The sequence below is a fragment of the Streptomyces sp. NPDC052721 genome (assembly GCF_040678315.1).
Lineage (GTDB): Bacteria > Actinomycetota > Actinomycetes > Streptomycetales > Streptomycetaceae > Streptomyces.
On record NZ_JBFATL010000043.1, the window covers coordinates 35,270 to 61,399 of the forward strand.

General features: G+C 73.4%; 28 protein-coding genes, 2 tRNA genes and 1 pseudogene. 15 read left to right on the forward strand and 16 right to left on the reverse strand.

Annotated elements, in window-relative coordinates:
* Positions 1-52: 52 nt before the first annotated feature.
* The 8 genes from AB0L21_RS31680 to AB0L21_RS31715 all read left to right on the forward strand — a co-directional run bounded on the left by AB0L21_RS31680 (position 53) and on the right by AB0L21_RS31715 (position 7,073).
* On the forward strand, positions 53-628 hold the full coding sequence (locus tag AB0L21_RS31680) for a GAF domain-containing protein (RefSeq protein WP_365787887.1): 576 nt from the start codon (positions 53-55) through the stop codon (positions 626-628).
* 198 nt (positions 629-826) lie between these two features.
* Complete coding sequence (gene tdh / locus AB0L21_RS31685) at positions 827-1,855, forward strand: L-threonine 3-dehydrogenase (RefSeq protein ID WP_365708563.1); 1,029 nt, start codon at positions 827-829, stop codon at positions 1,853-1,855.
* Between the two features lie 44 nt (positions 1,856-1,899).
* A complete protein-coding gene (locus AB0L21_RS31690; protein WP_365708561.1) occupies positions 1,900-3,093 on the forward strand; it encodes a glycine C-acetyltransferase in 1,194 nt (397 codons plus the stop codon).
* A gap of 30 nt (positions 3,094-3,123) precedes the next feature.
* Entirely contained in the window at positions 3,124-4,026 is a 903-nt protein-coding gene (locus AB0L21_RS31695; RefSeq protein ID WP_365708559.1) for a LysR family transcriptional regulator, read from the forward strand.
* 46 nt (positions 4,027-4,072) lie between these two features.
* Entirely contained in the window at positions 4,073-4,639 is a 567-nt protein-coding gene (locus tag AB0L21_RS31700; protein ID WP_365787889.1) for a helix-turn-helix domain-containing protein, read from the forward strand.
* A 20-nt stretch (positions 4,640-4,659) separates the two neighbouring features.
* Complete coding sequence (locus AB0L21_RS31705) at positions 4,660-5,181, forward strand: GNAT family N-acetyltransferase (RefSeq protein WP_365787940.1); 522 nt, start codon at positions 4,660-4,662, stop codon at positions 5,179-5,181.
* A 105-nt stretch (positions 5,182-5,286) separates the two neighbouring features.
* Positions 5,287-5,646: an MmcQ/YjbR family DNA-binding protein gene (locus AB0L21_RS31710; protein WP_365708555.1), complete on the forward strand. Its 360-nt coding sequence runs from the start codon at positions 5,287-5,289 to the stop codon at positions 5,644-5,646.
* Between the two features lie 134 nt (positions 5,647-5,780).
* A complete protein-coding gene (locus AB0L21_RS31715) occupies positions 5,781-7,073 on the forward strand; it encodes an MFS transporter (RefSeq protein ID WP_365787891.1) in 1,293 nt (430 codons plus the stop codon).
* Positions 7,074-7,512: 439 nt separating this feature from the next.
* Here the strand turns inward: AB0L21_RS31715 and AB0L21_RS31720 are convergent, their stop codons facing one another.
* Together AB0L21_RS31720 and AB0L21_RS31725 are read right to left on the reverse strand one after the other, a co-directional pair.
* Positions 7,513-8,436 carry a transketolase C-terminal domain-containing protein gene (locus AB0L21_RS31720; protein ID WP_365787893.1) on the reverse strand — a complete coding sequence of 308 codons (924 nt, stop codon included), beginning with the start codon at positions 8,434-8,436 and terminating at the stop codon, positions 7,513-7,515.
* Between the two features lie 22 nt (positions 8,437-8,458).
* The gene (locus AB0L21_RS31725) at positions 8,459-9,166 is read right to left on the reverse strand and encodes a transketolase (protein ID WP_365787895.1); all 708 of its coding nucleotides are present in this window, start codon (positions 9,164-9,166) and stop codon (positions 8,459-8,461) included.
* A gap of 124 nt (positions 9,167-9,290) precedes the next feature.
* Between AB0L21_RS31725 and AB0L21_RS31730 the strand changes: the two genes are divergently transcribed.
* Positions 9,291-9,364 (forward strand) — tRNA-Pro (locus AB0L21_RS31730).
* A 131-nt stretch (positions 9,365-9,495) separates the two neighbouring features.
* Here AB0L21_RS31730 and AB0L21_RS31735 read toward each other — a convergent pair.
* From AB0L21_RS31735 to AB0L21_RS31750, 4 genes are read right to left on the reverse strand one after another with little or no spacing between them, the layout of a single operon-like run.
* The gene (locus tag AB0L21_RS31735; protein WP_201842046.1) at positions 9,496-10,023 is read right to left on the reverse strand and encodes an NUDIX hydrolase family protein; all 528 of its coding nucleotides are present in this window, start codon (positions 10,021-10,023) and stop codon (positions 9,496-9,498) included.
* Between the two features lie 16 nt (positions 10,024-10,039).
* Positions 10,040-11,215, reverse strand: coding sequence for an amidohydrolase family protein (locus AB0L21_RS31740; protein ID WP_365787897.1), 1,176 nt, complete (start codon positions 11,213-11,215; stop codon positions 10,040-10,042).
* Positions 11,216-11,217: 2 nt separating this feature from the next.
* On the reverse strand, positions 11,218-12,621 hold the full coding sequence (locus tag AB0L21_RS31745; RefSeq protein ID WP_365708544.1) for a glutamine synthetase family protein: 1,404 nt from the start codon (positions 12,619-12,621) through the stop codon (positions 11,218-11,220).
* A 39-nt stretch (positions 12,622-12,660) separates the two neighbouring features.
* Positions 12,661-13,473 carry an SAM-dependent methyltransferase gene (locus AB0L21_RS31750; protein WP_365787899.1) on the reverse strand — a complete coding sequence of 271 codons (813 nt, stop codon included), beginning with the start codon at positions 13,471-13,473 and terminating at the stop codon, positions 12,661-12,663.
* Positions 13,474-13,660: 187 nt separating this feature from the next.
* Here AB0L21_RS31750 and AB0L21_RS31755 point away from each other — a divergent pair, with 187 nt between their 5' ends.
* Complete coding sequence (locus AB0L21_RS31755) at positions 13,661-14,536, forward strand: Cof-type HAD-IIB family hydrolase (RefSeq protein ID WP_365787901.1); 876 nt, start codon at positions 13,661-13,663, stop codon at positions 14,534-14,536.
* On the opposite strand, the gene AB0L21_RS31760 is transcribed toward AB0L21_RS31755, so the two are convergent.
* The 5 genes from AB0L21_RS31760 to AB0L21_RS31780 all read right to left on the reverse strand — a co-directional run bounded on the left by AB0L21_RS31760 (position 14,526) and on the right by AB0L21_RS31780 (position 17,838).
* Positions 14,526-15,323 carry an SAM-dependent methyltransferase gene (locus AB0L21_RS31760; RefSeq protein WP_365708538.1) on the reverse strand — a complete coding sequence of 266 codons (798 nt, stop codon included), beginning with the start codon at positions 15,321-15,323 and terminating at the stop codon, positions 14,526-14,528. The genes AB0L21_RS31755 and AB0L21_RS31760 overlap by 11 nt on opposite strands.
* 67 nt (positions 15,324-15,390) lie before the next feature.
* Positions 15,391-16,038 carry an endonuclease gene (locus AB0L21_RS31765; protein WP_365708536.1) on the reverse strand — a complete coding sequence of 216 codons (648 nt, stop codon included), beginning with the start codon at positions 16,036-16,038 and terminating at the stop codon, positions 15,391-15,393.
* Positions 16,039-16,051: 13 nt separating this feature from the next.
* Positions 16,052-16,396, reverse strand: a complete 345-nt coding sequence (locus AB0L21_RS31770) for a DUF3140 domain-containing protein (RefSeq protein ID WP_365708534.1) — start codon at positions 16,394-16,396, stop codon at positions 16,052-16,054.
* Between the two features lie 57 nt (positions 16,397-16,453).
* Positions 16,454-16,945, reverse strand: coding sequence for a DNA starvation/stationary phase protection protein (locus AB0L21_RS31775; protein WP_365787903.1), 492 nt, complete (start codon positions 16,943-16,945; stop codon positions 16,454-16,456).
* Positions 16,946-17,028: 83 nt separating this feature from the next.
* The gene (locus AB0L21_RS31780; RefSeq protein ID WP_365787905.1) at positions 17,029-17,838 is read right to left on the reverse strand and encodes a lysophospholipase; all 810 of its coding nucleotides are present in this window, start codon (positions 17,836-17,838) and stop codon (positions 17,029-17,031) included.
* Positions 17,839-18,003: 165 nt separating this feature from the next.
* Between AB0L21_RS31780 and AB0L21_RS31785 the strand changes: the two genes are divergently transcribed.
* The 3 genes from AB0L21_RS31785 to AB0L21_RS31795 all read left to right on the forward strand — a co-directional run bounded on the left by AB0L21_RS31785 (position 18,004) and on the right by AB0L21_RS31795 (position 21,684).
* Entirely contained in the window at positions 18,004-19,191 is a 1,188-nt protein-coding gene (locus AB0L21_RS31785; protein WP_365708528.1) for a thiolase family protein, read from the forward strand.
* A gap of 122 nt (positions 19,192-19,313) precedes the next feature.
* Positions 19,314-20,825 (forward strand): long-chain fatty acid--CoA ligase, encoded by a 1,512-nt coding sequence (locus AB0L21_RS31790; protein WP_365787907.1) that lies wholly within the window; start codon positions 19,314-19,316, stop codon positions 20,823-20,825.
* An 85-nt stretch (positions 20,826-20,910) separates the two neighbouring features.
* Entirely contained in the window at positions 20,911-21,684 is a 774-nt protein-coding gene (locus AB0L21_RS31795; RefSeq protein WP_365708526.1) for a sulfite exporter TauE/SafE family protein, read from the forward strand.
* Here AB0L21_RS31795 and AB0L21_RS31800 read toward each other — a convergent pair.
* Complete coding sequence (locus tag AB0L21_RS31800) at positions 21,673-22,461, reverse strand: TIGR01458 family HAD-type hydrolase (RefSeq protein ID WP_365787909.1); 789 nt, start codon at positions 22,459-22,461, stop codon at positions 21,673-21,675. The two genes, AB0L21_RS31795 and AB0L21_RS31800, sit on opposite strands and share 12 nt — an antisense overlap.
* A gap of 60 nt (positions 22,462-22,521) precedes the next feature.
* On the opposite strand from AB0L21_RS31800, the gene AB0L21_RS31805 reads away from it, so the two are divergent.
* A complete protein-coding gene (locus tag AB0L21_RS31805) occupies positions 22,522-23,268 on the forward strand; it encodes a cobalt-precorrin-6A reductase (RefSeq protein ID WP_365787911.1) in 747 nt (248 codons plus the stop codon).
* Positions 23,269-23,366: 98 nt separating this feature from the next.
* Here AB0L21_RS31805 and cobF read toward each other — a convergent pair whose 3' ends face one another.
* Positions 23,367-24,149, reverse strand: coding sequence for a precorrin-6A synthase (deacetylating) (gene cobF / locus AB0L21_RS31810; protein WP_365787913.1), 783 nt, complete (start codon positions 24,147-24,149; stop codon positions 23,367-23,369).
* 103 nt (positions 24,150-24,252) lie between these two features.
* On the reverse strand, positions 24,253-24,759 hold the full coding sequence (locus AB0L21_RS31815) for a DUF309 domain-containing protein (protein ID WP_365708518.1): 507 nt from the start codon (positions 24,757-24,759) through the stop codon (positions 24,253-24,255).
* Positions 24,760-24,863: 104 nt separating this feature from the next.
* On the opposite strand from AB0L21_RS31815, the gene AB0L21_RS31820 reads away from it, so the two are divergent.
* Positions 24,864-24,937 (forward strand) — tRNA-Pro (locus AB0L21_RS31820).
* Between the two features lie 174 nt (positions 24,938-25,111).
* Here AB0L21_RS31820 and AB0L21_RS31825 read toward each other — a convergent pair.
* Together AB0L21_RS31825 and AB0L21_RS31830 are read right to left on the reverse strand one after the other, a co-directional pair.
* Positions 25,112-25,279, reverse strand: a complete 168-nt coding sequence (locus AB0L21_RS31825; protein ID WP_365708516.1) for a hypothetical protein — start codon at positions 25,277-25,279, stop codon at positions 25,112-25,114.
* A 132-nt stretch (positions 25,280-25,411) separates the two neighbouring features.
* Positions 25,412-26,092 (reverse strand): annotated as a pseudogene (locus AB0L21_RS31830) (polysaccharide deacetylase family protein); the annotation flags it as partial.
* Positions 26,093-26,130 lie beyond the last annotated feature (38 nt).

Below are 26,130 nucleotides of genomic sequence, written 5' to 3' on the forward strand. Positions count from 1 at the left end.
ACCGCCTACGGAGCCCCTGTATGAGGTACGCCCACAGCGACGGAGCCCGGCCATGAGCTACGAGCCGCCCCGGCCGGTCCGGGGTCTGCTGCTCACCCCCGAGGACAAGGAAGCCCCCGCCCGCGTCCACCGGTTGCGCCGGCTGGGCCTGGCGGACCGGCCCGACCCCGCGCTCGACGCCTTCGCCGCCCATCTGGCGCAGCTCACCGGCGCGATCTACGCCATGGTCAACTTCATCGGCGAGGACCACCAGTTCTTCGCGGGCCTGAGCGCCCCGGCCACCTCCCCGGTCGTGCGGGACGACGGCACCAGGGCCGAGATCGGCCGGATGCTGCCACGCGACCATGGTTTCTGCCCCCATGTGGTGGTCCGCCATAAGGCGCTCGTCCTGGAGGACGTCCGCGACTATCCACGGTTCGCGTGCAATCCGGTCGTCGACGGGTACGGCATCCGCTCCTACCTCGGCGCCCCGCTCATCGACAGCTCCGGCATGGCGCTCGGCACCGTGTGCGCGGCCGACACAGCGCCCCGCGCCTGGGGCAGGCCCGGCCTGGAGACCATCAAGGCGCTCGCCGCCGATCTCGTCGTACGCCTCGAACGGAGTACGGAGGACGGTCTGCCTCTCTGACCCGAAGGACACCGCTTCGGCGCGGTGTGACGGGCGTTTTCGAGAGGCGTGTAGGAAAGCTGAGGCGCCGGTTAAGAAAAGCTCGATGGACCCCGGCCCCCGCATACGGCAGATTGCACGGTGATTCCACCCCTCTGACCCGGTGCGTGCTGCTTCGGCCTGCCCGCGGGCCGGGCCTCACCCACAGGAGCCGTAGCGTTGAAGGCGCTGGTCAAGGAGAAGGCGGAGCCGGGACTCTGGCTGACGGACGTCCCGGAGCCCGCCATCGGCCCCGGTGACGTCCTGATCAAGGTCATGCGGACCGGTATCTGCGGCACCGACCTGCACATCCGGTCCTGGGACGGCTGGGCCCGGCAGACGATCCGCACGCCGCTCGTGCTCGGCCACGAGTTCGTCGGACAGGTCGTCGAGACCGGGCGCGACGTGACCGACATCCGCATCGGCGACCGGGTCAGCGGAGAGGGCCACCTGGTGTGCGGCAAGTGCCGCAACTGCCTGGCCGGCCGCCGCCACCTGTGCCGCGCCACCGTCGGCCTCGGTGTCGGGCGCGACGGCGCGTTCGCCGAGTACGTCGCCCTGCCCGCGTCCAACGTCTGGGTGCACCGCGTCCCCGTCGACCTCGACGTCGCCGCGATCTTCGACCCGTTCGGCAACGCCGTGCACACCGCGCTCTCCTTCCCGCTGGTCGGCGAGGACGTGCTGATCACCGGCGCGGGCCCGATCGGCCTGATGGCCGCCGCCGTGGCGCGGCACGCGGGCGCCCGCAACGTCGTCGTCACCGACGTCAGCGAGGAGCGCCTGGAGATCGCCCGCAAGATAGGGGTGAGCCTCGCCCTGAACGTCGCCGAGTCCACCATCGCCGACGGACAGCGCGAACTCGGGCTGCGCGAGGGCTTCGACATCGGCCTGGAGATGTCCGGCCGGCCCGAGGCCATGCGCGACATGATCGCCAACATGACGCACGGCGGCCGGATCGCCATGCTCGGCCTGCCCGCCCAGGAGTTCCCGGTGGACTGGGCCCGGATCGTCACCTCGATGATCACCATCAAGGGCATCTACGGCCGCGAGATGTTCGAGACCTGGTACGCGATGTCCGTGCTCCTGGAGGGCGGCCTGGACCTCGCCCCCGTGATCACCGGCCGGTACGACTACCGCGACTTCGAGGCGGCCTTCGCCGACGCCGCGAGCGGCAAGGGCGGCAAGGTCATCCTGGACTGGACCGCGTAACCCCCTTCACCCGCAAGCACCTTCAGGTATTCAGGAGCACCCTCATGTTCGACACCGTCCGCGACGACCTGCGCGCCACCCTCGACGAGATCCGCGCCGCCGGCCTGCACAAGCCCGAGCGGGTCATCGGCACCCCGCAGTCCGCGACCGTGAACGTCACCGCCGGCGGCCGTCCCGGTGAGGTCCTCAACTTCTGCGCCAACAACTACCTCGGCCTCGCCGACCACCCCGACGTGATCGCCGCCGCCCACGCCGCGCTGGACCGCTGGGGCTACGGCATGGCCTCCGTCCGCTTCATCTGCGGCACCCAGGAGGTGCACAAGGAGCTGGAGGCCCGGCTGTCGGCGTTCCTCGGCCAGGAGGACACGATCCTGTACTCCTCCTGCTTCGACGCCAACGGCGGTGTCTTCGAGACCCTGCTCGGCGAGGAGGACGCGGTGATCTCCGACGCCCTCAACCACGCCTCCATCATCGACGGCATCCGCCTGTCCAAGGCCCGCCGCTTCCGCTACGCCAACCGCGACCTCGCGGACCTGGAGGCCAAGCTGAAGGAGGCGTCCGACGCCCGGCGCCGCCTGATCGTCACCGACGGCGTGTTCTCCATGGACGGCTACGTCGCCCCCCTCGCGGAGATCTGCGACCTCGCCGACCGCTACGACGCGATGGTCATGGTCGACGACTCGCACGCCGTCGGCTTCGTCGGCCCGACCGGCCGCGGCACCCCCGAGCTGCACGGCGTCATGGACCGCGTCGACATCATCACCGGCACCCTCGGCAAGGCCCTCGGCGGCGCCTCCGGCGGTTACGTCGCCGCCCGCGCCGAGATCGTCGCCCTGCTGCGCCAGCGCTCCCGCCCCTACCTGTTCTCCAACACGCTCGCCCCGGTGATCGCCGCCGCCTCCCTGAAGGTCCTCGACCTGCTGGAGTCCGCCGACGACCTGCGGGTGCGGCTCGCCGAGAACACCAAGCTGTTCCGCAGCCGGATGACCGAGGCGGGCTTCGACATCCTCCCCGGCGACCACGCCATCGCCCCCGTCATGATCGGTGACGCGGCCGAGGCGGCCCGCATGGCCGAACTGCTGCTGGAGCGGGGGGTCTACGTGATCGGCTTCTCCTACCCGGTCGTCCCGCAGGGCCAGGCCCGCATCCGCGTCCAGCTGTCCGCGGCGCACTCCACGGACGACGTCGACCGCGCGGTCGACGCGTTCATCGCGGCGCGCGCCGAGCTGGCGGCCTGACCAGGGCGGACGCCCTGGGATAATGGGGGCATGATCGAGGCGCGGCGGCTCCACATCCTCCGTGCGGTGGCCGACCACCGCACGGTCACCGCGGCGGCCGCCGCGCTCTACCTCACCCCCTCCGCCGTCTCCCAGCAGTTGACGGCCCTGGAGCAGGAGACCGGCCACCGCCTGGTCGAGCGCGGCGCCAAGGGCGTACGGCTCACCCCGGCCGGCGAGATCCTGCTCAGCCACACCAACGCGGTCCTCGCCCAACTGGAGCGCGCCGAGGCCGAGCTGGCCGCCTACGGCTCGGGCGAGGCCGGCACGGTCACCGTTGCGGCCTTCGCGACCGGCATCGCGCAGGTCGTGGCCCCGGCCGTGGCCCGCCTCGCCCACCACACGCCCGGCATAAAGATCCGTGTGCAGGACGCGGAGGGCGACGCCAGCCTGCCCATGGTCCTGGACCGGCAGGTCGACGTCGCGGTCGCCGTCGAGTACCGGGGCGCGCCGCCCGCCGACGACCCCCGCCTGACCCACGTCCCGCTCTACGCCGAGCCGTTCGACGCCGTCGTACCCCTCGGGCACCGCCTGGCGGACGCCCCCGAGGTCCCGCTCGCCGAACTGGCCAAGGACCCCTGGATCGGGCCGTACCCCGGCAACCCCTGCCACGACGTGGTGGTCCTCGCCTGCGAGAGCGCCGGCTTCCAGCCCCGCCTGGAACACTCCTCCGACGACTTCCGGGCCGTCGTGGCGCTCGCCTCGGCCGACGCGGGCGTGGCCCTCGTACCGCGCTCCGCGCTGCGCGGCATGGACCTCACCGGCGTGGTCGTCCGCCCCGTCGACGGTGTCGCCCCGACTCGCCGGGTCTTCGCCGCCGTCCGCCGGGGCTCCGAGGGACACCCGCTGATCCGCCCGGTGCTGGAGGCACTCGGCGAGGCGGCGCAGGCGTGAGGCTTCCGCAACACCGTCGTCTCATATCAGGGATAGCGTCCCGGATATGAGAGACGAGGACGCTGTCGATCTCCTCATCGGCGCCCGGCTCGCCGAACTGCGCGCCCAGCACGGCTTCTCCCTCGGCGAGCTGGCGGAGCGCAGCGGAGTCAGCCGGTCCACCCTGTCCCGCGCCGAACGCGCGGAGACCAGCCCCACCGCCGCCCTCCTGAACCGGCTCTGCCACGTCTACGGCCGCACCATGTCCCAGCTGCTCAGCGAGGTCGAGGCGGCGCCGGACCCGCTGGTACGGGCCGCCGACCAGCAGGTGTGGGAGGACCGCGCCTCCGGCTTCGTCCGCCGGTCCGTGTCCCCGCCGCACACCGGACTGCGCGGCGAACTGGTCGAGGGCCGGCTCACCCCCGGCGCGGACATCGCCTACGACCGCCCGCCCGTGCCCGGCCTGGAACAGCACCTCTGGCTGCTGGAGGGAGCCCTGGAGGTGACCGTCGGGGACCAGGTCCACCGACTCGACGCGGGGGACTGTCTGCGGATGCGGGTGACCGGCGCGACCCGCTTCCGCTGCGCCGGTCCCGGCGAGGCGCGGTACGCGCTGGCGGTGGTACGGCCATGAGGCCTCGCCGGGGTACGGCGATGAAGGTGGAGCGCTGGGACGGCGCCCACGTACGCGACCGGGCCGACGACTTGGCGGCGCTGCTCACCGACACCGTGGCCTCGGGCGCCTCCGTCGGCTTCCTCGCGCCGCTCGGCCACGCGGAAGCGGTCGCCTGGTGGCGGGAGCGGGCGGACGCCACGGCGGAGGGCCGGCTCGCCGTCTGGGCGGCCGTGGACCCCACGGACCGGGTGACCGGCACGGTCGGCCTGGCCTTCCCCGACAAGCCGAACAGCCGGCACCGCGCCGAGCTGGTCAAGCTGATGGTGCACCGCTCCGCTCGCGGACAGGGCCTCGGCCGACGGCTCCTCACCACGGCCGAACAGGCCGCCGCGGCCGACGGCCGCACCCTGCTCCACCTCGACACCGAGACCGGCAGCCCCGCCGAGCACCTGTACCGCTCGGCCGGCTGGACCAGGGCCGGGACCATCCCCGACTACGCGGCGAGCCCGGCGGGCCTTCTGCGGCCTACGACGCTGTACTACAAGCGGCTCGGAGGATGACGGCCGGCGGGTGACGGCTCAGAGTATGACGGCCGGGAGGATGACGGCCGGGAGGATGACGGCCGGGAGGGGTGACTGTCAGTGGCAGGAGCTACCGTGCGTGGCATGCCGGATGCACACGACGTACGCCGAATCGCCCTGTCCCTGCCGGACACCACGGAGAAGATCGCCTGGAGCATGCCCACCTTCCGGGTCGCCGGGAAGATGTTCGCGACCCTCCCCGAGGAAGAGACGTCCATCGCCGTGCGCTGCCCCAAGGAGGAGCGCGACGAACTGGTGCTCGCCGAGCCGGAGAAGTTCTGGATCGCCGACCACGAGGCCCAGTTCGCCTGGGTGAGAGCGAGACTCGCCGCCCTGGAGGACGAGGACGAGCTGCGGGACATCCTGGCCGACTCCTGGCGCCAGGCCGCTCCGCCCCGACTCCTCGACGCCCACCCGGAGTTGGGGCTTCCGGCCGGGGGCTGAAAAGCCCGGCGGGCGCGGCCGGGGGGTGGCATGATCCCGCCTCGGTGGGCAGGGAGAGCCCACAGCACGGACGGGAAGCGGTACGGACGGGAAACGGCGGGGAAGGGCCGGGCCGGGGAGGGGAGCGCTCGGAAATGACCGGAACGGACGCGCGGCGGGATGCCGCCGCCCAGGGTGTGCGGACGGCCGCGGCCGGTGCCCCGACGGTCTGGTCACGGGACTTCGGGCTCTTCTTCGTGGCCCGGGCCGTCGCCCGCCTCGGTGACACCATGCTGCCCGTCGCTCTCGCCGCCGGCCTGCTGGAACACGGGTACGGCGCCGGCGCGGTCGGCCTCGCCATGGCCTCCACCGCCGCCGCGTTCGCCGGACTGGTCGTCTTCGGCGGGGTCGTCGCCGACCGGTTCAGCACCCGCAGGCTGATGATCGGCGCCGACCTCGTCCGGCTCGTCACCCAGTCCCTCGCGGCGGCCCTGTTCTTCACCGGACACGTGGTGCTGTGGCAGATCTGCGCCATCGGCGTCGTCAACGGCGTGGCCGGCGCGGTCTTCCAGCCCGGCGTGGCCAGCACCGTGCCCCGCCTCGCCCCCGACATCCAGGGCGCGAACGGCGCCATCCGCATCGCCGAGTCCGCCGCCCAGCTCGCCGGTCCGGCCGTCGCCGGCGTCCTGGTGGGCCTCGCCTCGCCCGGCGGGGTCTTCGCCGCGCACGCCGCCACCTACGCGCTCAGCGCCCTGTGCCTGCTGCTCCTCCGACTGCGCCCGCTCCCCGTCGCCGCCCGCCCCGCCACCGGCTCCGCCCTGCGCGCCTTCCGTGCCGATCTCGTCGACGGCTGGCGGGAGTTCCGCTCCCGCGCCTGGCTGTGGGGCGTGATCGCCGTCTGGTGCCTCTACATGATCGCCGTATGGGGCCCGACCGTGCCCCTCGTGGCCACCGAGGTCGTCCGGAACCACGGCCCCGGCGCCTACGGCCTGGTCAACTCGGCCCTCGGCGCGGGCACGGTGGTCGGCGGACTGCTCGCCCTGCGGGTGCGCCCCCGCCGCATGCTCCGCGCGGGCGCGTTCTCCCTCTTCACCTTCTTCGGCTTCCCGGCGACCGTCGGGGCGGGCCTCGGCGTACCGGCCATGGCGGCCGGGGCCGCGGTCGCCGGCGCCGGGATGTCGTTCTGGGGCGTGATGTGGGCGACCACCGTGCAGACCCAGGTCCCGGCCGACGTCCTCAACCGCATCCACGCCTACGACGTGGCCGGCTCCCTCGCCATGATGCCGGTCGGCCAGGCCCTCGCCGGCCCGGCGGCCGCATCCCTGGGCGCCGGTCACGTCCTGCTGGCCGCGTCGGCGGTGAGCCTGGCGGTGGCGGCCGTCCTGCTGGCGATCCCCCCGGTACGCGACTTGGCCCGAGCCGACGCGACGGCATCCGCCGCGCCATGAGGGCGAGAACCGGATGCCACCTGGTCCTCGCCGACGCGACCGTCATCCACGGAGCCTCGGATGTGTGGGGTGGGCCTGCTGGGGTGCGATGCGACGCCGCCGCGTCGGCCGTGCTCCGGGCAGGCGGGCCGGGGGTGACCTGGTCCATGCCGATGGGGCGGCCTCTGCCGGTCCCAGAGCGCGGGGGCCTGAGTGCGGGGGTCGGTGCGATCTGGTCCCCGCCGACGCGACCGCACCTGCCGCACCTTGAGTACGTGGGCTCATCCGCGACCCGGTCCAGGCCTACACGACCACCGCCGCACCAGGGCCGTGAGCACCCGGGCGCGCCGTGGTCCGGCCGGCGGGACCGCCTCCGCCGAGCCTGGGTGCGAGGCTTCACCCGCCACCTGGTCCGTGGGGTCCGGCGTGGCCCACTCCGCCGCACCCCGGGCGCAAGCGTTCACCCGCGTCCCGCCGGCACGCGCCCCGCATCCATGAAGTGCCCGATCCGTTCCCGCAAGGTCGCCGCGTCCAGGCCGTGTGCGGCCACATGGTCCTCGATCGTGCCGTAGCGGCGCAGTTCGCGGCGGGTGACACCGCAGCCGAGCACCCGGTGCGGGACATCGGTCAGTGCCTCGCTCACCGCGGCCGTCGACGTCCCGGCCAGGTACGGCTCGACCAGCACGACGTCCGTGCCCGCCGCCTGCGTCGCCCGGCGCAGCCCGGCCGCGTCGAACGGTCGTACGGTCGTCGCGTACAGCACGGTCACGTCCAGGCCCTCCGTCGCGGCCAGGACCGCGTCCAGCATCGGGCCCACGGCGATCACCACGCCCGAGCGGCCCTCGCGGACCGTGACGAAGTGCCGGCCGTCGATGACCCGGCCCTGCCGGTTGGACTGCACGGACAGCCGCACGTACACCCGGTCGTCGCCCGCCGCGACCGCGTGGTGCAGCAGTGTCTCGGCCTCGTCCGGGTGCCCGGGCACATGTACGGTCCAGCCGTCCAGCGTGTCGAGGAGGGCCACGTCGCCGGGGGCCATGTGGGTGAAGCCGCCGGCCGGCCAGTCGAAGGAGGCGGCGGCACTCACCAGCACCGCGCCCGTGTCCTGATGCCCCAGATCCAGCTTGACCTGCTCGAACGGCCGCTCCACGAGGAAGCTGGCGAAGGTGTGCACGATCGGCCGCAGCCCGGTGAGCGCCAGCCCCGCCGCCGCGCCGACCAGCAGTTGTTCGCGGATACCGACGTTGATCACGCGGTCGGGGTGCCGGCGCTCGGCCTCGCGGAACCCGTCCCGGCCGATCTCGGCGAGGACGACCGCGACCCGTGGGTCCTCGTCCAGCAGCCGGGAGACGACAGGGGCGAAACGGTCACGCATGGTGTCCATCGAAAAGACCCTTTCCGGGAAGTCAGGCGTTCTTCGGCTCGACGCGGGCCACGACGACATGCGGCCGGCCGGGATGCGGCGCGGTGAACGCGGCGTACAGCGCCTCGTGGTCGCGTCCGTCGACGATCGCCGCGGACCAGCCCGCGGCCTCGAACCGGGCGGCGATCCCGCCGGGCAGCGCGTGGCTGGCGGAGGAGTTGTCGATCACGACGGTGTGCAGCCGGTCCAGTCCGGCGGGCCCGGCGAAGGCGATCGCCTCGTGGTTGCTGCCCTCGTCCAGCTCGGCGTCCCCGATGAGCACCCAGACCGCCGGATCGGGCCGGCCCTGCGCCCGCAGGCCCAGCGCGGTGCCCACGGCGATCGGCAGCCCGTGCCCGAGCGATCCGCTGCCGATCTCGGCCCCCGGGACCAGCACACGGTCCGGGTGGTGCCCGAGCGGGGAGTCGTAGGACCCGAAGCCCGGCAGCCACTCGACGGGCAGGAACCCCTTCGCGGCCAGCACGGCGTAGTAGGCCATGGGCCCGTGTCCCTTGCTCAGCAGGAAGCGGTCCCGGGCCGGGTCGTCCCGCCGCTCCGGAGTGACCCGGAGCACCCGGTCGTAGAGCACCCACAGCACGTCGAGGGTGGAGGTGGCCGCCGGTCCGTGCTTCTCGTCGCCGGTCATCAGCCCCATCAGCCGGGGCAGGTCGTCGTAGCCGTACGTACGGCTCTGGTCCGTTGCGATGGTCATGTCGATGATCGTGCAACCTCAATCAAACTTGAGGTCAACAGGGAAAGGGGCGCGCGACCACCGAGCCGAGTGCGGTATTGTTTCCCTGCGCGTTCGGCCGGGGAAATCCCAGGTCAAACGGCACCGGGACGTGGCGCAGCTTGGTAGCGCACTTGACTGGGGGTCAAGGGGTCGCAGGTTCAAATCCTGTCGTCCCGACTCGTAGGAGTCGTCAGGACAGAGGCCGTCTGCTCAGAGATGAGGAGGCGGCCTTGTTCGTGTCCCCGTTTCTGTCCCCGCCTGTCCGGTCGTCCACCCGGACGACCGGACGGGCGGCGTCGGCCGCACGGTCAGAAGGTCAGTCCCACATGGGCCAGCGCCTGCTTCAGCAGGACCCCGTGGCCGCCCGGCATCTCGTTCTGCACCGCCGGGGAGGCGGCCTCCTGGGGGCTGAACCAGACGAGGTCCAGCGCGTCCTGGCGGGGCCGGCAGTCGCCGGTCACCGGCACGATGTAGGCCAGGGACACCGCGTGCTGGCGCGGGTCGTGGTACGGCGTGATGCCCGCGGTCGGGAAGTACTCCGCGACCGTGAACGGCTGGAGGGAGGCCGGGACCCGTGGCAGGGCGACCGGGCCGAGGTCCTTCTCCAGGTGGCGCAGCAGGGCGTCGCGGACCCGCTCGTGGTGCAGCACCCGGCCGGAGACCAGGGTCCGGCTGACCGTGCCGTCCGGGCCGATGCGCAGCAGCAGTCCGATGCTGGTGACTTCACCGCTGTCGTCCACGCGCACGGGCACGGCCTCGACGTACAGGATCGGCATCCGGGCCCTGGCCATCTCCAGCTCGTCCGTGGTCAGCCAGCCAGGCGTGGTTTCGGTCATGTCAGACATTGCTTGATCATACTTTCCGGGTGGGGCGCCCGCTGGAATCGCGGGCCGGTTCGGATACGGGCGGTCCGTACAGTCGGCGGGCGTTGTCGCGGCCCGTCCAGGCCGCGATCCGCAGGGCGTCGGCAAGACTGAACTCGTCGGCGTCCACGCGCTGTTGCAGCAGATCGGCGAGGCCCTGCCGGAAGCACAGGGCACCCAGGTGGTGGAACTCGGCCACACCATAGGCGTCGGAGCTGTACAGCAGTTTGCGGAACGGGGTGATCTCCAGAGCCTCCTCCAGTACCGCCCGGCAGCGGGCCGGGCCGGTGTAGTGCAGGGCGAGACCGACGTCCAGGTACACCTGCTCGAACACCGCGGCCAGATAGGCGGCCTGGCGGTGGTACGGCCAGCAGTGCAGCAGCAGCACCGGGATCGTGCCGGCGGTCCGGTGCAGCCAGTCGGTGAGCAGGGCGGGGTCCGCGCGGTGCAGCCGTACGTCCGCGTCGCCGAAGCCGGTGTGCAGTTGCAGCGGCAGCCCCAGCTCGACGGCGGTCCACAGCAGGTGCCGGACCAGGACCGGGTCGGTGAGGCGTCCGCCCCGCGCCAGCCAGTGCCGGGCGGCCTCCGTCACCTCGGCCTCGGCCGGGCGCGCCGGGTCCAGGGCGAATCCCGTGCGGTAGGCCGCGACCGACTTCACCGCCACCACGCCCGGCCGCCGTACGGCCTCCTCGGCGGCGGCGCGGAACACGGCCGCGTACTCGCCCGCCTCCACGCCCCGCGCCGCCACCGACTCGGCGATCCGCTCCAGCCGTACGACCTCGCAGGCGGCGGCGCCGGCGGCCGCCGCCAGCTCGGCGGGGGTGGTGACCGGGTGCGGGGCGTAGCCGGTGTCCACGCAGAACACCCCGGCTCCGGAAGCCGTCAGGAAGCGCCGGTTGACCTCCCGCCAGCCGAGCTGGGCGCGCCGGGCCACGTAGTCGGCGGGCGGCGCGTGCCGGGGGAGGTCCAGCAGGGGGGCGCAGTGGCGGCGGACGGCCAGGCCGACGGGGCTGTCGAAGGGCGAGACGTCCGGCCAGGCCGCGCCCTCGGTGATCAGGGACGCGAACTCCGTGCCGCTCAGGTCGGCCGTGACCGCGCCGTGGCAGTGGTGGTCGACGAGCGGCAGCGCGGCGAGGGCCTCGTGGACCGGTCCGGGTGCGGCCATGGTCAGTACGTCCAGCGGTAGGCCGCCGCGACCTGGTCGGGGCCGAGTCCGTCGACGGCCGCCGCCTCGCCGAGTCGTACGGCGATCACCGCGTCCGCGAGGACCGGGCCCAGCGCGGCCCGCGGCACCGGGTCCGCGCGGAACTCCTCGACCGCTTCCGGCAGCGACCGCGGCAGCCGCCGCACGCCCAGGGCCGCCGCCTCGTCGGGGCCGTGGCGGGCCGGGTCGCCGGTGATCTCGTCGGGCAGCGTGCGGGCCGCCGTGAGGCCGTCGAGTCCGGCGGCGATCACACAGCCGAGGGCCAGATACGGGTTGGCGGCCAGGTCGACCGGTTTGACCTCCATGTTGGCGTCCTGCTCCTGGCGGCCCGCCGTGCCCGTGATCATCCGCAGGGCGGCCTCCCGGGTCTCGCGGCCCCAGGCGGTGAAGACCCCGGCCCACTGGGAGGGCTTCAGCCGCAGATAGCTGGCCGGGCTGGGGGCGGTGACCGCCGTCAGGGCCGGGAGGTGGGCGAGGACCCCGGCCGCGAAGGACTCCGCCTCGGCCGTCATGCCGTACCGGCGCTCGCCGCCGGCGTGCAGGTTCACGCCGTCGCGCCAGCAGGACAGGTGCAGATGGCCGCCGTTGCCGACGCCCTCGGCGGTCACCGCGGGCGCGAACGACACCCGCAGGCCGTGCCGCTGGGCCACCGCCCGGATCGTCTGGCGGACCAGGACGCTGAGGTCGGCCGCCGCCACCGGATCCCGGGCGCCCACCGAGATCTCGAACTGTCCGGGCGCGTACTCGGGGTGCAGCTGGTCGACGTCCACGCCCTGCGCGGCGCACGCGGCCAGCAGATCGGCGGTGTAGTCGCTCAGCCCGACCTGACGGATCGCGCCGTACGCCGGGCCGGAGACGGCCGGTACGAACTCCCCGGCGGGCGCCGAACCCAGCCCCACGGACCACTCGATCTCGATCGCCGCCTTGAAGACGAGGCCGTGCCGTTCGGCGGCGTCGGTGACGGTCCGGCGCAGAAAGGTCCGGGCGCAGCCGGGATGCCGGGCGCCCTCCTGGGTGATCCGGTCCACCGGCGCCCACGCCCAGCCGGGCTGCCCGGCCAGCGCCACCAGCCGGTCCAGGTCCGGGTAGAGCCTGAGGTCGCCGTCCGGGGAGCCGAGCACGTCGGTGGTGACGATGGAGTCGTGGGCGAGGAAGGTGTCGAACACCGGGGACATGCCGACGCCCCAGGACACCGCCGCCTCCAGCCGCCCGGTGGGGATCGTCTTCACCCGGCCGACGCCCGCGGTGTCCACGTACGCCAGCACGATGCCGCGCACGCCCCGCGCGGCCAGGTCGGCGGTGAGGCCGGCGACCCGGCGCAGGTCCCCGGGACGGCCGCCGGGCACGGGGTCGGCGAAAGTCGTCATGCGTCCTCCTCGGCGGGCACGGCCCCGGCGCGGCCGGGGTCAGGGTTTCACGGCCACCGCGCCGAACTGCGGCACCGGGGCGGCGGACGCCGATTCGGCGCGCCACTGCGAGCACGGCACCAGGCCGGGCTCCACCAGGTCCAGACCCTCCAGGAACCCGCCGATCTCGGCGCGTCCGCGGGCGGTGATCGGCGGGGTGGCGTGGGCGTTCCAGAACTCCATGGCCGCCACGTTGCCCGCGCCGCCCACGTCACGGTCGTCCGTCGGATGGGTGAGGACCAGATGACTGCCGGGGGGCACCGCCGCCATCAGCCGGCGCACGATGTCCCTGGCCTCGCCGGTGTCCAGCACGAAGTTGAGGATGCCCAGCATCAGCACCGCGACCGGCCGGGTCAGGTCCAGGGTCTCGGCGGCCCGCCGCACGATGCCGTCCGGGTCGTGCGCGTCGGCGTCGATGTAGTCCGTGACGCCCTCGGGGGAGCTGGTGAGCAGCGAGCGGGCGTGCACGAGCACGATCGGGTCGTTGTCGACGTACACGATCCGGGACTCGGGGGCGATCCGCTGCGCGATCTCGTGCGTGTTGTCGGAGGTCGGCAGGCCGGTGCCGATGTCCAGGAACTGCCGTGTCCCGCGCTCGGCGGTCAGGAAGCGCACCGCCCGCCCCAGGAACTCCCGGTCAGCGCGCGCCACCGCCCGGATCACCGGGAACATCCCGGCGATGCGCTCGCCGACCCGCTGGTCGACCTCGTAGTGGTCCTTGCCGCCGATCCAGTAGTTCCAGACCCGGGCGTTGTGCGCCACGGTGGTGTCCAGCCGTGCCGATCCGGCCCCCGGGGAGTCGACCTCGCTCACCTGTCCGCCCTTCTCACGTGCGGTTCTCCGCCGTCATTGTGCCCCCCGGTGATCGCGCTGTCCCGGGAAACGGCCATGGTGGGCGGTTCCGGGCAGCCGCGCGCCCCGCCGCCCCGGGCGGTTCCGGGTCCGCGCGGCGCATGAGGAACACTGGACCGGTATCCCCGCCCCCGACCGGAAGAAGGACATGCCCGCCACGCCCACGCCCCTCCTCGACGTCTCCGGCCTGCCCGCCGGCCCCGCCGACATCCGGCTGATCGTCACCGACATGGACGGCACGCTGCTGGACGACGCGCAGCGGATTCCCGACGGGCTGTGGCCGATGCTCGCCGAACTGCGCCGCCGCGGGGTGCTCTTCAGCCCGGCGAGCGGACGCCAGTACGCCACCCTGTTCCGGCAGTTCGAGGAGGTCGCCGAGGGCATGGTGTTCATCGCGGAGAACGGCACGTACGTGGTCCGCGACGGCGTGGAGCTGAGTTCCGACCCGCTGGACCGGTCCGTCGCCGCAGGTGTCGCCCGGACGGCACGGCGGCTGGTCGCGGACGGCGCGGACGTCGGCGCGGTCGTCTGCGGCAAGCGGGCGGCGTACGTCGAGCGGACCGACGAGGCGTTCCTGGCGGAGGTGCGCAAGTACTACGTGGAGCACCGGATCGTGGAGGACGTCACCGCCGTGGACGACCAGGCGATCAAGGTCGCGCTGTTCGACTTCGGCTCCGCCGAGCACACCACCGCCCCGGCCCTCGCGGAGTTCGCCGCCACCCACCAGGTCGTCGTCTCCGGCGAGCACTGGGTGGACGTGATGAACCGCACCGCCGACAAGGGCACCGCCCTGCGCGGCCTCCAGCGGGCGCTCGGCATCACGCCCGCGCAGACCATGGTGTTCGGCGACTACCTGAACGACCTGGAGATGCTCGACGCCGCCGAGTGGTCCTTCGCCATGGCGGGCGCCCACCCCGAGGTGATCCGGCGGGCCCGCCACCTGGCCCCGTCCAACAACGACGACGGCGTGCTGCGGACCATCGCCCGCGTGCTGGACCTGCCGTACGACGGCGTCACGGCTTGACCGCGACCCCGCCGTACAGCGAGACGGGCCCGTCGGGCGCACCCTCGGGCCGCCACTCGGCCACCGACACGATCCCCGGCTCCAGCAGCCCAAGTCCCTCGAAGAAGGTGCCCACTTCGGCGTGCGCGCGTGCCACCAGGGTGACTCCGCCGGCCGCGTAGGCCGCGATGCCCCGCTGGACGTTCTCCGGTTCGAAGTCGGCGGTCATGGTCGACAGCACCAGACAACTGCCCGGCGCCAGCGCGCCGACCAGGGTGTCCACCAGGTCGTGGGCGCCGTCCTCGTCGGCGATGAAGTGCAGCAGGGCGATCAGGGAGAGGGCCACCGGGCGGCCGAAGTCCAGTACGCGGGCGGCCTGTTCGAGGATCGCGTGCGGATCGCGGGCGTCGGCCTGCACATACTCCGTCACGCCCTCCGGGGTGCCGCGCAGCAGCGCGTTCGCGTGGGCCAGCACGATGGGGTCGTTGTCGACGTACACCACGCGGGCGTCCGGGGCCACGGACTGGGCGATCTGGTGCAGGTTCGGCTCGGTCGGTATGCCGGTGCCGATGTCCAGGAACTGGCGGATTCCCCGCTCCGCGGCCAGCACCCGCGTGCTGCGGCGCATGAACGCCCGGTTCGCGCGGGCGGCCTTCGGGGCGCCCCCGTCGATCGCCGCGATCCGCCGGCCCAGCTCCTCGTCGACCGGATAGTTGTCCTTGCCGCCGAGGAACCAGTCGTACACCCGGGCCGGATGCGGCCGGGTCGTGTCGATGCCGTCCTGGATCTCCGGCCCGGTCCCCGTCACGTGCTGCTCCTCCACCCGTTTGGCCCCGGTGGTCACTCCGGGACGTGCGGGGAGCAGTCTGACACGATCACGCGGCCCGGCGCAGACAGTCTTCGGCCACCTGTTTGTCGAGCGCCGCCCGGACCAACGCGGCGGCCAGGACGGCCGGTTGGGTGTCCCCGGCCAGCTCGGTCAGCTTCTCCGGGTCCTTCGGCAGGCCGAGCCGCCCGGCCCCGGACAGTGCCTTGCCGTCCAGGTAGGGCGCGACGTCCGGCCACACGCGCTGCGCCTCGCGCAGGAAGATGTCGGCGCCGGCCGGCCCGATGCCCGGCTCCTCCTGGAGCAGCCGCTTCAACGCGCCGGTGTCGCCGCCCGCCTCCCGGTGCAGCCGGCGCAGGTCGCCGCCCCAGCGCTCGGTCAGCAGTTCGGCGCCGTCGCCGAGCTGGGTGGCCGTGCGTTCGTCGTACCGGCGGTAGCCGCCCCGCCCGAGCGCGTCCACCCGCTGCTGCCAGTCGGCCCCGGCCATCCGGCGGGGGCTGTCCAGGTGGTCCTCGTGCAGGGCCCGGGCGGCGGCCACCGCGACGGAGGCCCGGATCCGGGCGCTGAGCAGCAAGGACAGCACGAGCAGCCGGTACAGCGGCTGCGGGGTGTCCTTCAGGCGGATGCCCGCCTCCTCGGCGTACGTCCGCCCGTACGCGGACACCAGCTCGCGCACGACTCGTTCGTCCCGGTCCATGGTCGGGCTCCGGCTAGGGCTTGAGCGGGTCGTGGCCCAGCGTCATCAGCCGGTGCCGGCGCCGGGTGTCCTCCGGCGTCTTCTCCGGCTCGGGTTCGTTTTCCGGGTCGACCAGGTCACCGACCGTGTCGACGACCTCGTGCATGACCCGGATGTCGTCGTCGGTGAGATCGGTACGGCGCTTCCGCAGGATGGCGAGAACGTGTTGCCCGGTGGGCGTGCCCGCCTCCTCCGGCAGCGGTTCCGTCTCCTCGTGGGCGTCCCGGACCTTCAGCCAGGCCGCGAGTTCCGCCGAGGTCATGTTCACCACGCGGTGGAAGTCCTCCCACAGCGCCTCGGTCTCCAGGGCGTCGGCCATGGATCTCCCCCTTCCGTTCGGGAGTGGGTGTACTGGCTGGCGGCGCGAGTGGGTGTCCTAGCCGGCGGCGTCGTCGCGCGGGTGGTTCTCGGCCTCGAACATCCAGCGCTGCTTCTCCAGGTCGGCCGTGACGGAGATCAGCAGGTCCTGGGTGACCGGGTCGGCCTTCTCGGTCGCCTCGATCCGCTCGCGCAGCCGGCGGATGGCCGCCTCCAGCGCCGCCACCATCAGCTCCACGACCTCGGTGTCGCGCAGCCAGCCGTCCTTGGCGCCGGGCAGCGCGAAGGCCGCGGCGATGGTCTCCGGCCGGCCGTCCGGCGGCACGCCCAGCGCGGCGGCACGCTCGGCCACCGTGTCCGAGTGGCTCCGGGCCGCCGCGACCACCTCGTCCAGCTGGAGGTGGATCGACCGGAACCGCGGGCCCACGACGTTCCAGTGCGCCTGCTTGCCGACCAGTGACAGCCCGAGCAGGTCCACCAGGGTCTCCTGCAGGGCGGTTCCGGTGACGCCGAGCGCCTCCTCGGGCAGCGTGCTCTTGACCACGGTCATGGTCCGTATATCCCCTTTCGGCAGCTGTCCACGGTCATGTCGACAGGGCGGGTGCCCGCTGCACGGGGGAGCAAACCGGCTGATCAGCGGGGTAGCACCCGGTCCAGGAAGCCCAGCAGCTCCGCGAAGACGTCCTCCTTGCACGTCTCGTGGAACACCTCGTGCCGCGCCCCCGGGAAGATCCGCTCGGTCAGCCGGCCGCCGCTCAACCGCTCCACGCCGGTCCGGCTCCCGGGCGGCGGCACCAGCCGGTCGTCGTCGCCGTGCAGCCACAGCAGCGGCAGCCCGCCGACGTCACCGCCCCGGGCGACGGTTTCGAGCGTCCGCGCGAACGCCTCCAGCGTCGGCCGCTTCATGGGCCCGTGCCACACCAGCGGATCGGCCGCGTACGCCGCGCCGACGGCCGGGTCCCGGGAGAGCGCGGACGGGCTGATCGGGACGTCCGGGATCTCCTCCAGGGCCAGCAGCCGCCCCGGCAGGTCCCAGTCGCCGATCACCGGGCCGGACAGGACCAGGGCACTCAGTTCGTCGCCGTACCGCTGGGCGTAGCGGGCCGCGATCAGCCCGCCCATGGAGTGGCCGACCAGGACCAGCGGCAGGCCGGGACGCGCGGCGCGGGCCGAGTCCGCCACCGTGTGCACGTCCGTGACCACGTCCTCGAAGTCCTCGATCACCACCCGCTCCCCGGCCGAGCGGCCGTGGCCGGCGTGGTCCGGCGCGTACACGGCGGCGCCGTGCCCGGTGAGCCGGGCGGCGAGCTGCGCGTACCGGCCGGCGTGCTCGCCGTACCCGTGCACCAGGAGCGCCAGGTAGCGGGGGGCCGGGTGCGGCCACTCGCGTACCGCGAGGGCTCCGTGCGTGCCGTCGAGGACGTGCTCGCCGACGTGGGGCATCTCTCCTCCAGCTGCCTCGGGGAAGGTCCTGGGGATCTTCCCAGTGGGGCGGTCGGGGGTCTATAGTCCAAAACTAGCAGTGCTAATTAATAGCTGCCGGACAGCGTGAACAACTGTCACGAGGTCCGTGCTGATCCACAGCGTCGTAGGTCAGGAGTCCCAGCCGTGCGTCCCGTCCACTTCGCGGCCGCCCGCCGCACCCCCATCGGCAAGCTGCGCGGAGCCCTCTCCTCCGTCCGCCCCGACGATCTGGCCGCGACCGTCATCCGCCACCTGGTGGCCGACGTGCCCGCGCTCGACCCCGCCCGGATCGACGACGTCTACTGGGGCGCCGCCAACCAGGCCGGCGAGGACAACCGCAACGTCGCCCGCATGGCCGCCCTGCTCGCCGGACTGCCCGACTCCGTGCCCGGCGCCACCGTCAACCGGCTGTGCGCCTCCGGACTCGAAGCGGTCACCACCGCCGCCCGGACCATCGCCGCCGGCGAGGCCGACATCGTGATCGCCGGCGGCTCCGAGTCCATGAGCCGCGCCCCCTTCGTCCTGCCCCGCCCCGACGAGGCCCTGCCGCAGCGCATCGAGACCCACGACACCCGGCTCGGCTGGCGGCTGGTCAACCCCGCCATGAAGGAGCTGCACGGCCTGCTCTCCATGGGCGAGACCGCCGAGGAGGTCGCCGCACGGTACGACGTCTCCCGTGAGCGCCAGGACGAGTTCGCCCTGCGCAGCCACCAACTCGCCGCCGCCGCACGCAAGAACGGCCACTTCGACGACGAACTCCTGCCCGTCGAGCGCCCCGACGGCATCGTCGTCGAACAGGACGAGTGCGTCCGCGAGGACACCTCGCTGGCGAAGCTGTCCCGGCTGAAGCCGGTCTTCCGCACGGACGGCACCGTCACCGCCGGCAACGCCTCGCCGATGAACGACGGCGCGGCCGGCCTGCTGTTGGTCAGCGAGGAGGCCCTGAACGAGCTGGGGCTGGAGTCCCTCGGACGCTACACCGCGGGCGCCTCCGCCGGCGTCCATCCCGACGTGATGGGCCTCGGCCCGGTCCCCGCCACCCGCAAGGCGCTGGCCCGGGCCGGCTGGGAGATCGGCGACATCCAGGAGGCCGAGTTCAACGAGGCGTTCGCCGCGCAGGCACTCGCCTGCGTCGACCAGCTGGGCATCGACCCCGACCTGGTCAACCCCACCGGGGGCGCCATCGCCCTCGGCCACCCCCTCGGCTGCTCCGGCGCCCGCATCCTCACCACCCTGCTGCACCGGATGCGCCGCACGGGCGCGGAGCGGGGACTCGCGACGATGTGCGTGGGGGTGGGGCAGGGGAGCGCGGTGCTGGTCGAGCGCCATTGAGCCGAACGGCCCGTCCGGCGCTTGAGGACGAGGCCGTTCAGGCCGAAGCGGGGGCCGGGGGCGGCAGCCCCTGGGACGCCGGCAGCAACACCGAGCCGCAGCAGAGAAACGGAGCGTCATCCATGGCCACCCTGTCCTTGGCCGCCATCCTCGCCGAGAACGCCCGGCGCCGCCCCGGCAGGACCGCCCTCGTCGAAGACGACCTGCGGCTCACCTTCGCCGAGGTGTGGCAGCGCGCCCTGGCCCAGGCGGGCGCGCTCACCGGTCTCGGCGTACGGCCCGGCGACCGGGTCGCCCTCATGGCGCCCAACACGGCGGAGTTCCCGGTGGCGTACTACGCGATCGCCGCGGCCGGCGGGGTCGTCGTCCCCGTGCACCTGCTGCTCTCCGCCGGGGAGGTCGAGCACGTGCTGCGCGACAGCGGGGCCACCCTGCTGCTGGTCCACCCGGCCCAGGCGGAGACCGGCACGGCCGCCGCACGCGCGACGGGCGTCCGAGCGGTCACCCTCGGCACGGAGTTCGACCAGCTCGCGGCCGACGCCGCACCCCTCCCGTCGTACGTCACCCGGGCCGCCGACGACCCCGCGGTGATCTTCTACACCAGCGGTACGACCGGTGTCCCCAAGGGCGCCGTCCTCACTCACTTCAACCTGGTGATGAACGCGACCGTCAACGCCTTCGACGCCAACGACATCCGCGCCGACGACATCGCCCTCGGCGCGCTGCCGCTGTTCCACGCCTTCGGCCAGACCGTGTCGCTCAACTCCACCTGGCGGGCCGGCGCCACGCTCGTGCTGCTGCCCCGCTTCGACGCGGCCCGCGCCATCGACCTGATGGTGCGCGAGGGCGTGAACACCTTCCACGGCGTGCCCACCATGTTCGTCGCCCTCGCGGCGGCTGCCGCCGACGCGGAGCGGCTGCCCGTGCTGCGCGTGTGCGTATCCGGCGGTGCCTCGCTCCCGGTGGCCGTCCTGGAGCGGTTCGAGGCCGCGTTCGGCGCGAGGATCCTTGAGGGGTACGGGCTGTCGGAGACCTCGCCGACGGCCACCGTCAACCAGCCGGTGTTCGGCACGAAGGCCGGCACCATCGGCCACCCCCTGTGGGGCATCGACGTGGAGATCGCCCGCGCCGAGGTGGAGGGCCGGATCGAGCTGCTGCCGCCCGGTGAGGTGGGCGAGGTCGTCATCCGCGGCCACAACGTCTTCTCCGGCTACCTGGGCCGCCCGGAGGCCACCGCCGAGGCCCTGGTGGACGGCTGGTTCCGCACCGGCGACCTCGGTACCAAGGACGACGAGGGTTTCCTGCGGATCGTCGACCGCAAGAAGGACGTCATCATCCGCGGCGGCTACAACGTCTACCCGCGGGAGGTCGAGGAGGTCCTGATGCGCCACCCGGAGATCGCCCAGGTCGCCGTCATCGGCCTGCCCGACGACCTGCACGGCGAGGAGGTGTGCGCGGTCGTCGTCCCGGCGCCGGGCACCACGCCGGACGCCGCCGCGCTCACGGAGTGGTCCAAGGGGCACCTGGGCAGGCACAAGTACCCGCGTCGGGTCGAGCTCGCGGACGCGCTGCCGCTCGGACCGAGCATGAAGGTGCTCAAGCGGGAACTGCGGGCACGCTACACGGGCCGTTAGGAGCCGGACCGGCCGTCGCACCAGGACCGGCCGGCGAGACGCCGCTTACGCCCGACCCATGCGTGTGCATAGCATCGGTTCCTCCATGAACACGATGACGCTCTGGCACATATCCGGCTGGGGGTTCGCGGCGCTCGCCTGCGCGGCCCTGCTCGTCGGCTTCTCCAAGACGGCCGTCAGCGGGGCCAACACGGTCAGTCTCGCGGTCTTTGCGGCGGTCCTGCCCGCCCGCGCCTCCACGGGCGTACTGCTGCCCGTCCTGATCGCCGGTGACGTGCTCGCCGTCCTCACCTACCGGCGGCACGCGCACTGGCCCACGCTGTGGCGGCTGTTCCCGGCGGTGGCGGCGGGCGTGCTGGCCGGCACGCTGTTCCTCGTGTGGGCCGACGACGGGATCGTACGGACCTCGATCGGCGCGATCCTGCTGCTGATGACCGGGGTGACGCTGTGGCGCCGGCGGACGGCCGGCACCCCGGAGGATCCGGACGATGCCGGCACCCGGGCGGGCCGCGTCAAGGCCCGCTCGTACGGCGTGCTCGGCGGGTTCACGACGATGGTCGCCAACGCGGGCGGGCCGGTGATGTCGATGTACCTGCTGTCCGCGGGCTTCCGGAAGCTCGGCTTCCTTGGCACCTCCGCGTTCTTCTTCCTCATCGTGAACGTCTCGAAGGTGCCGTTCAGCGCGGGTCTGGGCCTGATCGACGGGCACTCACTGCTCCTCGACGCCGCGCTCGTGGTGTTCGTGGTGCCCGGGGCGCTCTTCGGCAAGTGGGCTGTGAACCGCATCAACCAGCGACTCTTCGAACAACTCGTCATCGCGGCCACGGTCGTGGGCGGCCTGCAACTGCTACTGCGCTAGCCCCAGCAGCACCGGGACGTCCGCGAAGGAGTCCAGGACATGATCCGGGGTACCACTGGCGTTCTCCAGCGTCTGCGGCTGGTACTTTCCCGTCTTCACCAGCACCCCGGTCAGCCCTGCCCGCTGCGCCGCGAGCACGTCCGACTCGATGTCGTCGCCGACCATCAGCGCACGCTCCGCGTCCACACCCAGCCGGGCGAGGGCCGCCTCGAAGAACGCCCGGGACGGCTTGCCCGTGACCTCCGCCTCCACGCGCGCCGCCCGCTCCAGCCCCAGCAGGAACGCACCCGAGTCCAGCTGCAGCCCGGCGTCGGTGCGCCAGTACAGGCTGCGGTGCATGGCGACCAGCCGCGCTCCCCGCTGCAACTCGCCGAAAGCCCGGTTGAGCGCCGCGTAGTCGAACCCCGGCCCCGCGCCGCCGACCACGACCACGTCGGCACCCTCCTCGACCAGCGTGACGTCGCCCAGGTCCGCCGCGATGTCCCCGCTGTTGAGCAGCAGACACCGGGCTCCCGGATGGTGTTCGGCGAGATGGGCGGCGGTGACGGCGGGCGCGGTCAGCACGTCCTCGGCTCCCACCTCGAAACCGGCCTCCGACAGGGTCTCGGCGATCGACGCCCGGGTCCGGGAGGTCGTGTTCGTCACCAGGGCCACGCCGAGACCGGCCGCCCGGATGCCGCGCAGCGCCTCCACCGCACCGGGCAGCGGCTTCCAGGACACGGTGAGGACCCCGTCGATGTCGATCAGGACGGCACGCGCGGACGCCAAGGACTCCATGGCCCGACGGTAGCGACCCGGGCGGCGGACCGGCCCGTACGACCTCGTACGCTCACCCCTATGCCCGCGCACGTCCTGATCCTCGGCGGCACCACCGAGGCCCGCCGCCTCGCCGCCGACCTCGCCGCCCGGCCCGGGATGCGGGTGACCACCTCCCTCGCCGGCCGGGTCACCCGGCCCGGGGCGCTGCCCGGCGAGGTGCGGACCGGCGGCTTCGGCGGGCCCGAGGGGCTCGCCGACTGGCTGCGCGCGCACCGGGTGGACGCCCTGGTGGACGCCACCCACCCCTTCGCCGAGTCGATCACGGACCACGCGGCCCGTGCGGCGCGGGCCACGGGCGTCCCCGCCGTCGTCCTGCGCCGCCCCGGCTGGCGGCCGGGCCCCGGCGACCGCTGGCACGACGTCCCGTCCCTGGCGGGAGCCGCCGGGGCCCTGCCCGGTCTCGGCCGCCGGGTGTTCCTCACCACCGGCCGCCTCGGCCTGGCGGCCTTCGCCCACCTCACGGACCTGCGCTTCCTCGTCCGCTCCGTCGACCCGCCCGAGCCCCCGCTGCCCCCGGACACCAGCGTCGTCCTGGCCCGGGGCCCCTTCACGGTCACCGGCGAGACGGATCTCCTGCGCGCCCACCGGATCGACGTCCTGGTCACCAAGGACAGCGGCGGCGAGGCGACGGCGGCGAAGCTGACGGCGGCACGGGAGCTGGGGCTGCCCGTGGTCGTCGTACGCCGCCCCGCCCTGCCGGCCGGCGTGACCGCCGTACCCGACGTGGCGGGCGTCCTGGAACGGCTGGGCCTCAGCCCGGCGTGACGACGGTGGCCCGGAGCCGTGCGATCGCGCACGGCACCTCGTCCTCACCGGCACCGGCCCGCGGAGGTGCCGATCCCCGCCTCTCGCGGCGCGGTGCGTCAGTCCCGTCCGTCCCGCGACGGATGCCGGCGCAGCAGATACGTGTCCATGATCCAGCCCTTGCGCTCCCGTGCCTCGGCCCGCACCCGCTCGATGCGCGGACCGGCCTCGGCGATCGGTCCGCAGACGAGGATCTCGTCCGGCGTGCCTATGTAGGCACCCCAGTAGATGTCCATGTCCTCCGCGGCGTACCGCCGGAAGGCCTGGTGCGCGTCCAGCATCACGACCACGTCGTCCACCCCCTCCGGGAAGCCCTCGGCCAGCCGCCGCCCCGTGGTGATCTGCACCGGCCGGGCGACCCGGTTCAGCCCCGTGCGATGCCGGGCGACCAGCGCGGAGACGCTGCTGATGCCGGGCACCACGTCGTACGCGAACTCCACCGCGCCCCGCTCCAGCACCTCCTCCAGGATGCCCAGCGTGCTGTCGTACAACGCCGGGTCCCCCCAGACCAGGAAGGCTCCCGTGCCGTCCTCGTCCAGTTCCTCGGCGATCAGCCGCTCGTAGATCCCGGCGCGGGCGCTGCGCCAGTCCCCGACGGCCGGGGAGTAGGCCGACCCGCCCGCCGTCCGGTCCCGCTCCGGGTCACGGGCCTCAACCACCCGGTACGACCCCTCGGGCAGATGCGCGTCCAGCATGTCCCGGCGGAGCTGGGTGAGATCGCTCTTCACCTCGCCCTTGTCGAGCAGGAAGAACACGTCCGTGCTCCGCAGCGCCTTGACCGCCTGCAGGGTCAGCTGGTCGGGGTCGCCCGCGCCGATACCGATGACATGAATCTTTCGCACGCCCCGAGTCTGCCGCATCCCGCTGACCATCCGTCCACCGCCTCCGCACAGGCTGCGACGGCGGCCCGGTCAGGGCCTCCGGGGTCACCCGGGGGCGCGGCGGTCAAGGCCCCAGACGCGGTGCCTCGGCCTCCGCGTCGATCGGTGCCGATCCGTTCTCCACCCGTCCCGCCAGCTCCCGGGCCCAGCGGGTGAGGCCCGGGAGGTCCAGTCCGTACGGGCGGTCCTCGCCCCGTTCGGCCGCCCACCCTGCGACCGCGCCGGCGCCCCGCCGCAGCAGCCGCGCCCCTCCGACGGCGTTCCCGCGGGCCGCGTGGGTGAGGCCCACCGCCAGCTGGGCCAGCCCCCGCCACAGCGCGCGCTCCTCCTCCGGGCCCGACTTCCAGGCGTCTTCGAACACCTCGTGCGCGTGGAACGGCCGCCCAGCGGCCAGCAGCGCCCGGGCCTCGGCCACCGTCTCCTCCGGCGTCCGCAGGACCCCCTCCGGCTGCCGGGGGACGCCCTCGGCGCCGTACGGCAGCGGGCGCCCCAGCCCGTCCCGGGGCCGCGCGTTCCGCGCCCGCCCGGCCACGTCCCGGTCCCTGGCATCCGATGCGCCCGCGTTCGTCATACCGCCGATTCTCCCTCGCTCCGCCGGGCCTGCTTCGGCACACCCCCGGGCGTGGGGTAAAGTGCTGTCCGCACGATCACGCGGGACACCGCGCGTGAGTGCGACGGGACGTGGCGCAGCTTGGTAGCGCACTTGACTGGGGGTCAAGGGGTCGCAGGTTCAAATCCTGTCGTCCCGACTTGTGGGAGTCACAGGTCAGGGCCGGTTTCGGAGGCATCCGGAACCGGCCCTGACCTGTGTTTCGAGACCAGTCGCCCTGCCCCTGGAGCGGGTCGCCGAGGGCTACAAGGCCATGGGGTGCGCCGAGGCGTACCCGGAGTAGTCGGCCTCATGGGGCCGGCAGACCTGTTCTCTACTCTTCCTCGTGCCTCGGGCGCACGAGGCGGTGCGGGATTCCGTGACTTGGGGGCCCGGTGATGTCGTCGGTCTCGGGAAGGGGGAACAGGAGTTCTTCGAGTGCCGGTGTGATGAAGAGAAACGCGATCATCAGGACGGGCACGAGCAGGGCAATCAGGATCACAGCACCTCCCGCAGGTCGGTCTGTGGCACCTGGTCGGGCCGCTCCCAGGATGCGCCCGAACGGCGTAACGCGCACGTCAGGGCGGCCCCGGTGGTGTCCGGAGCCGCCCCTCACCGTTCCTGCCCGAGGTCAGGGGGCCACGGCGCGGCCGGTCTGCGGGGAGATGCGGCCGGCACACAGGCCCTTGCCGGCCAGCGTCCGGGCGATGCGCGGGACGGCCGCGAGGGTGTTGGCCGGCCACTCGTGCATGAGGATGATCTGGCCGTTGGTCAGCCGGGACACCGCCTGCACGATCGCGTCGGTGCTCGCGCCGTTCCAGTCCTGCGAGTCGACGTCCCAGAGGATCTGCCTCAGGCCGTACTTGGCCTCCACCGCCTGGACGGTGGTGTTGGTCTCGCCGTACGGCGGGCGGAACAGTTGCGGTGTCCCGCCGCCGGCCGCGGCGATGGCCTGCTGGGTGCGGGAGATCTCGGAGTCGATCTGCGCCTGGCTCTGCTGGGTGAGATGGGGGTGGGTGTAGCTGTGGTTGCCGATCCACATCCCGGCGTTGGCCTCGGCCCGGACCTGGGCCGGGTAGGCGGCCGCGAACTGGCCCTCGTTGAACATCGTGGCCCGCAGGCCGTTCTGCCTCAGGGCGTTGAGCAGGGCCGGGGTGTGGTCGTTGGACGGGCCGTCGTCGAAGGTGAGCCCGACGTACCCGGAACAGGTGGCGGCGTGCGCCGGGGCGGCGTCGGTGACGGCGGTGACCGGGCCGGCCACGGCGGTCGCCGCGAGGGCCAGTCCGGTCAGCAGGGGGCGGGGTGCGGCACGCATGCGGGTGGGTCCTCCTCGGGTGGGCGGCGTGACCGCCG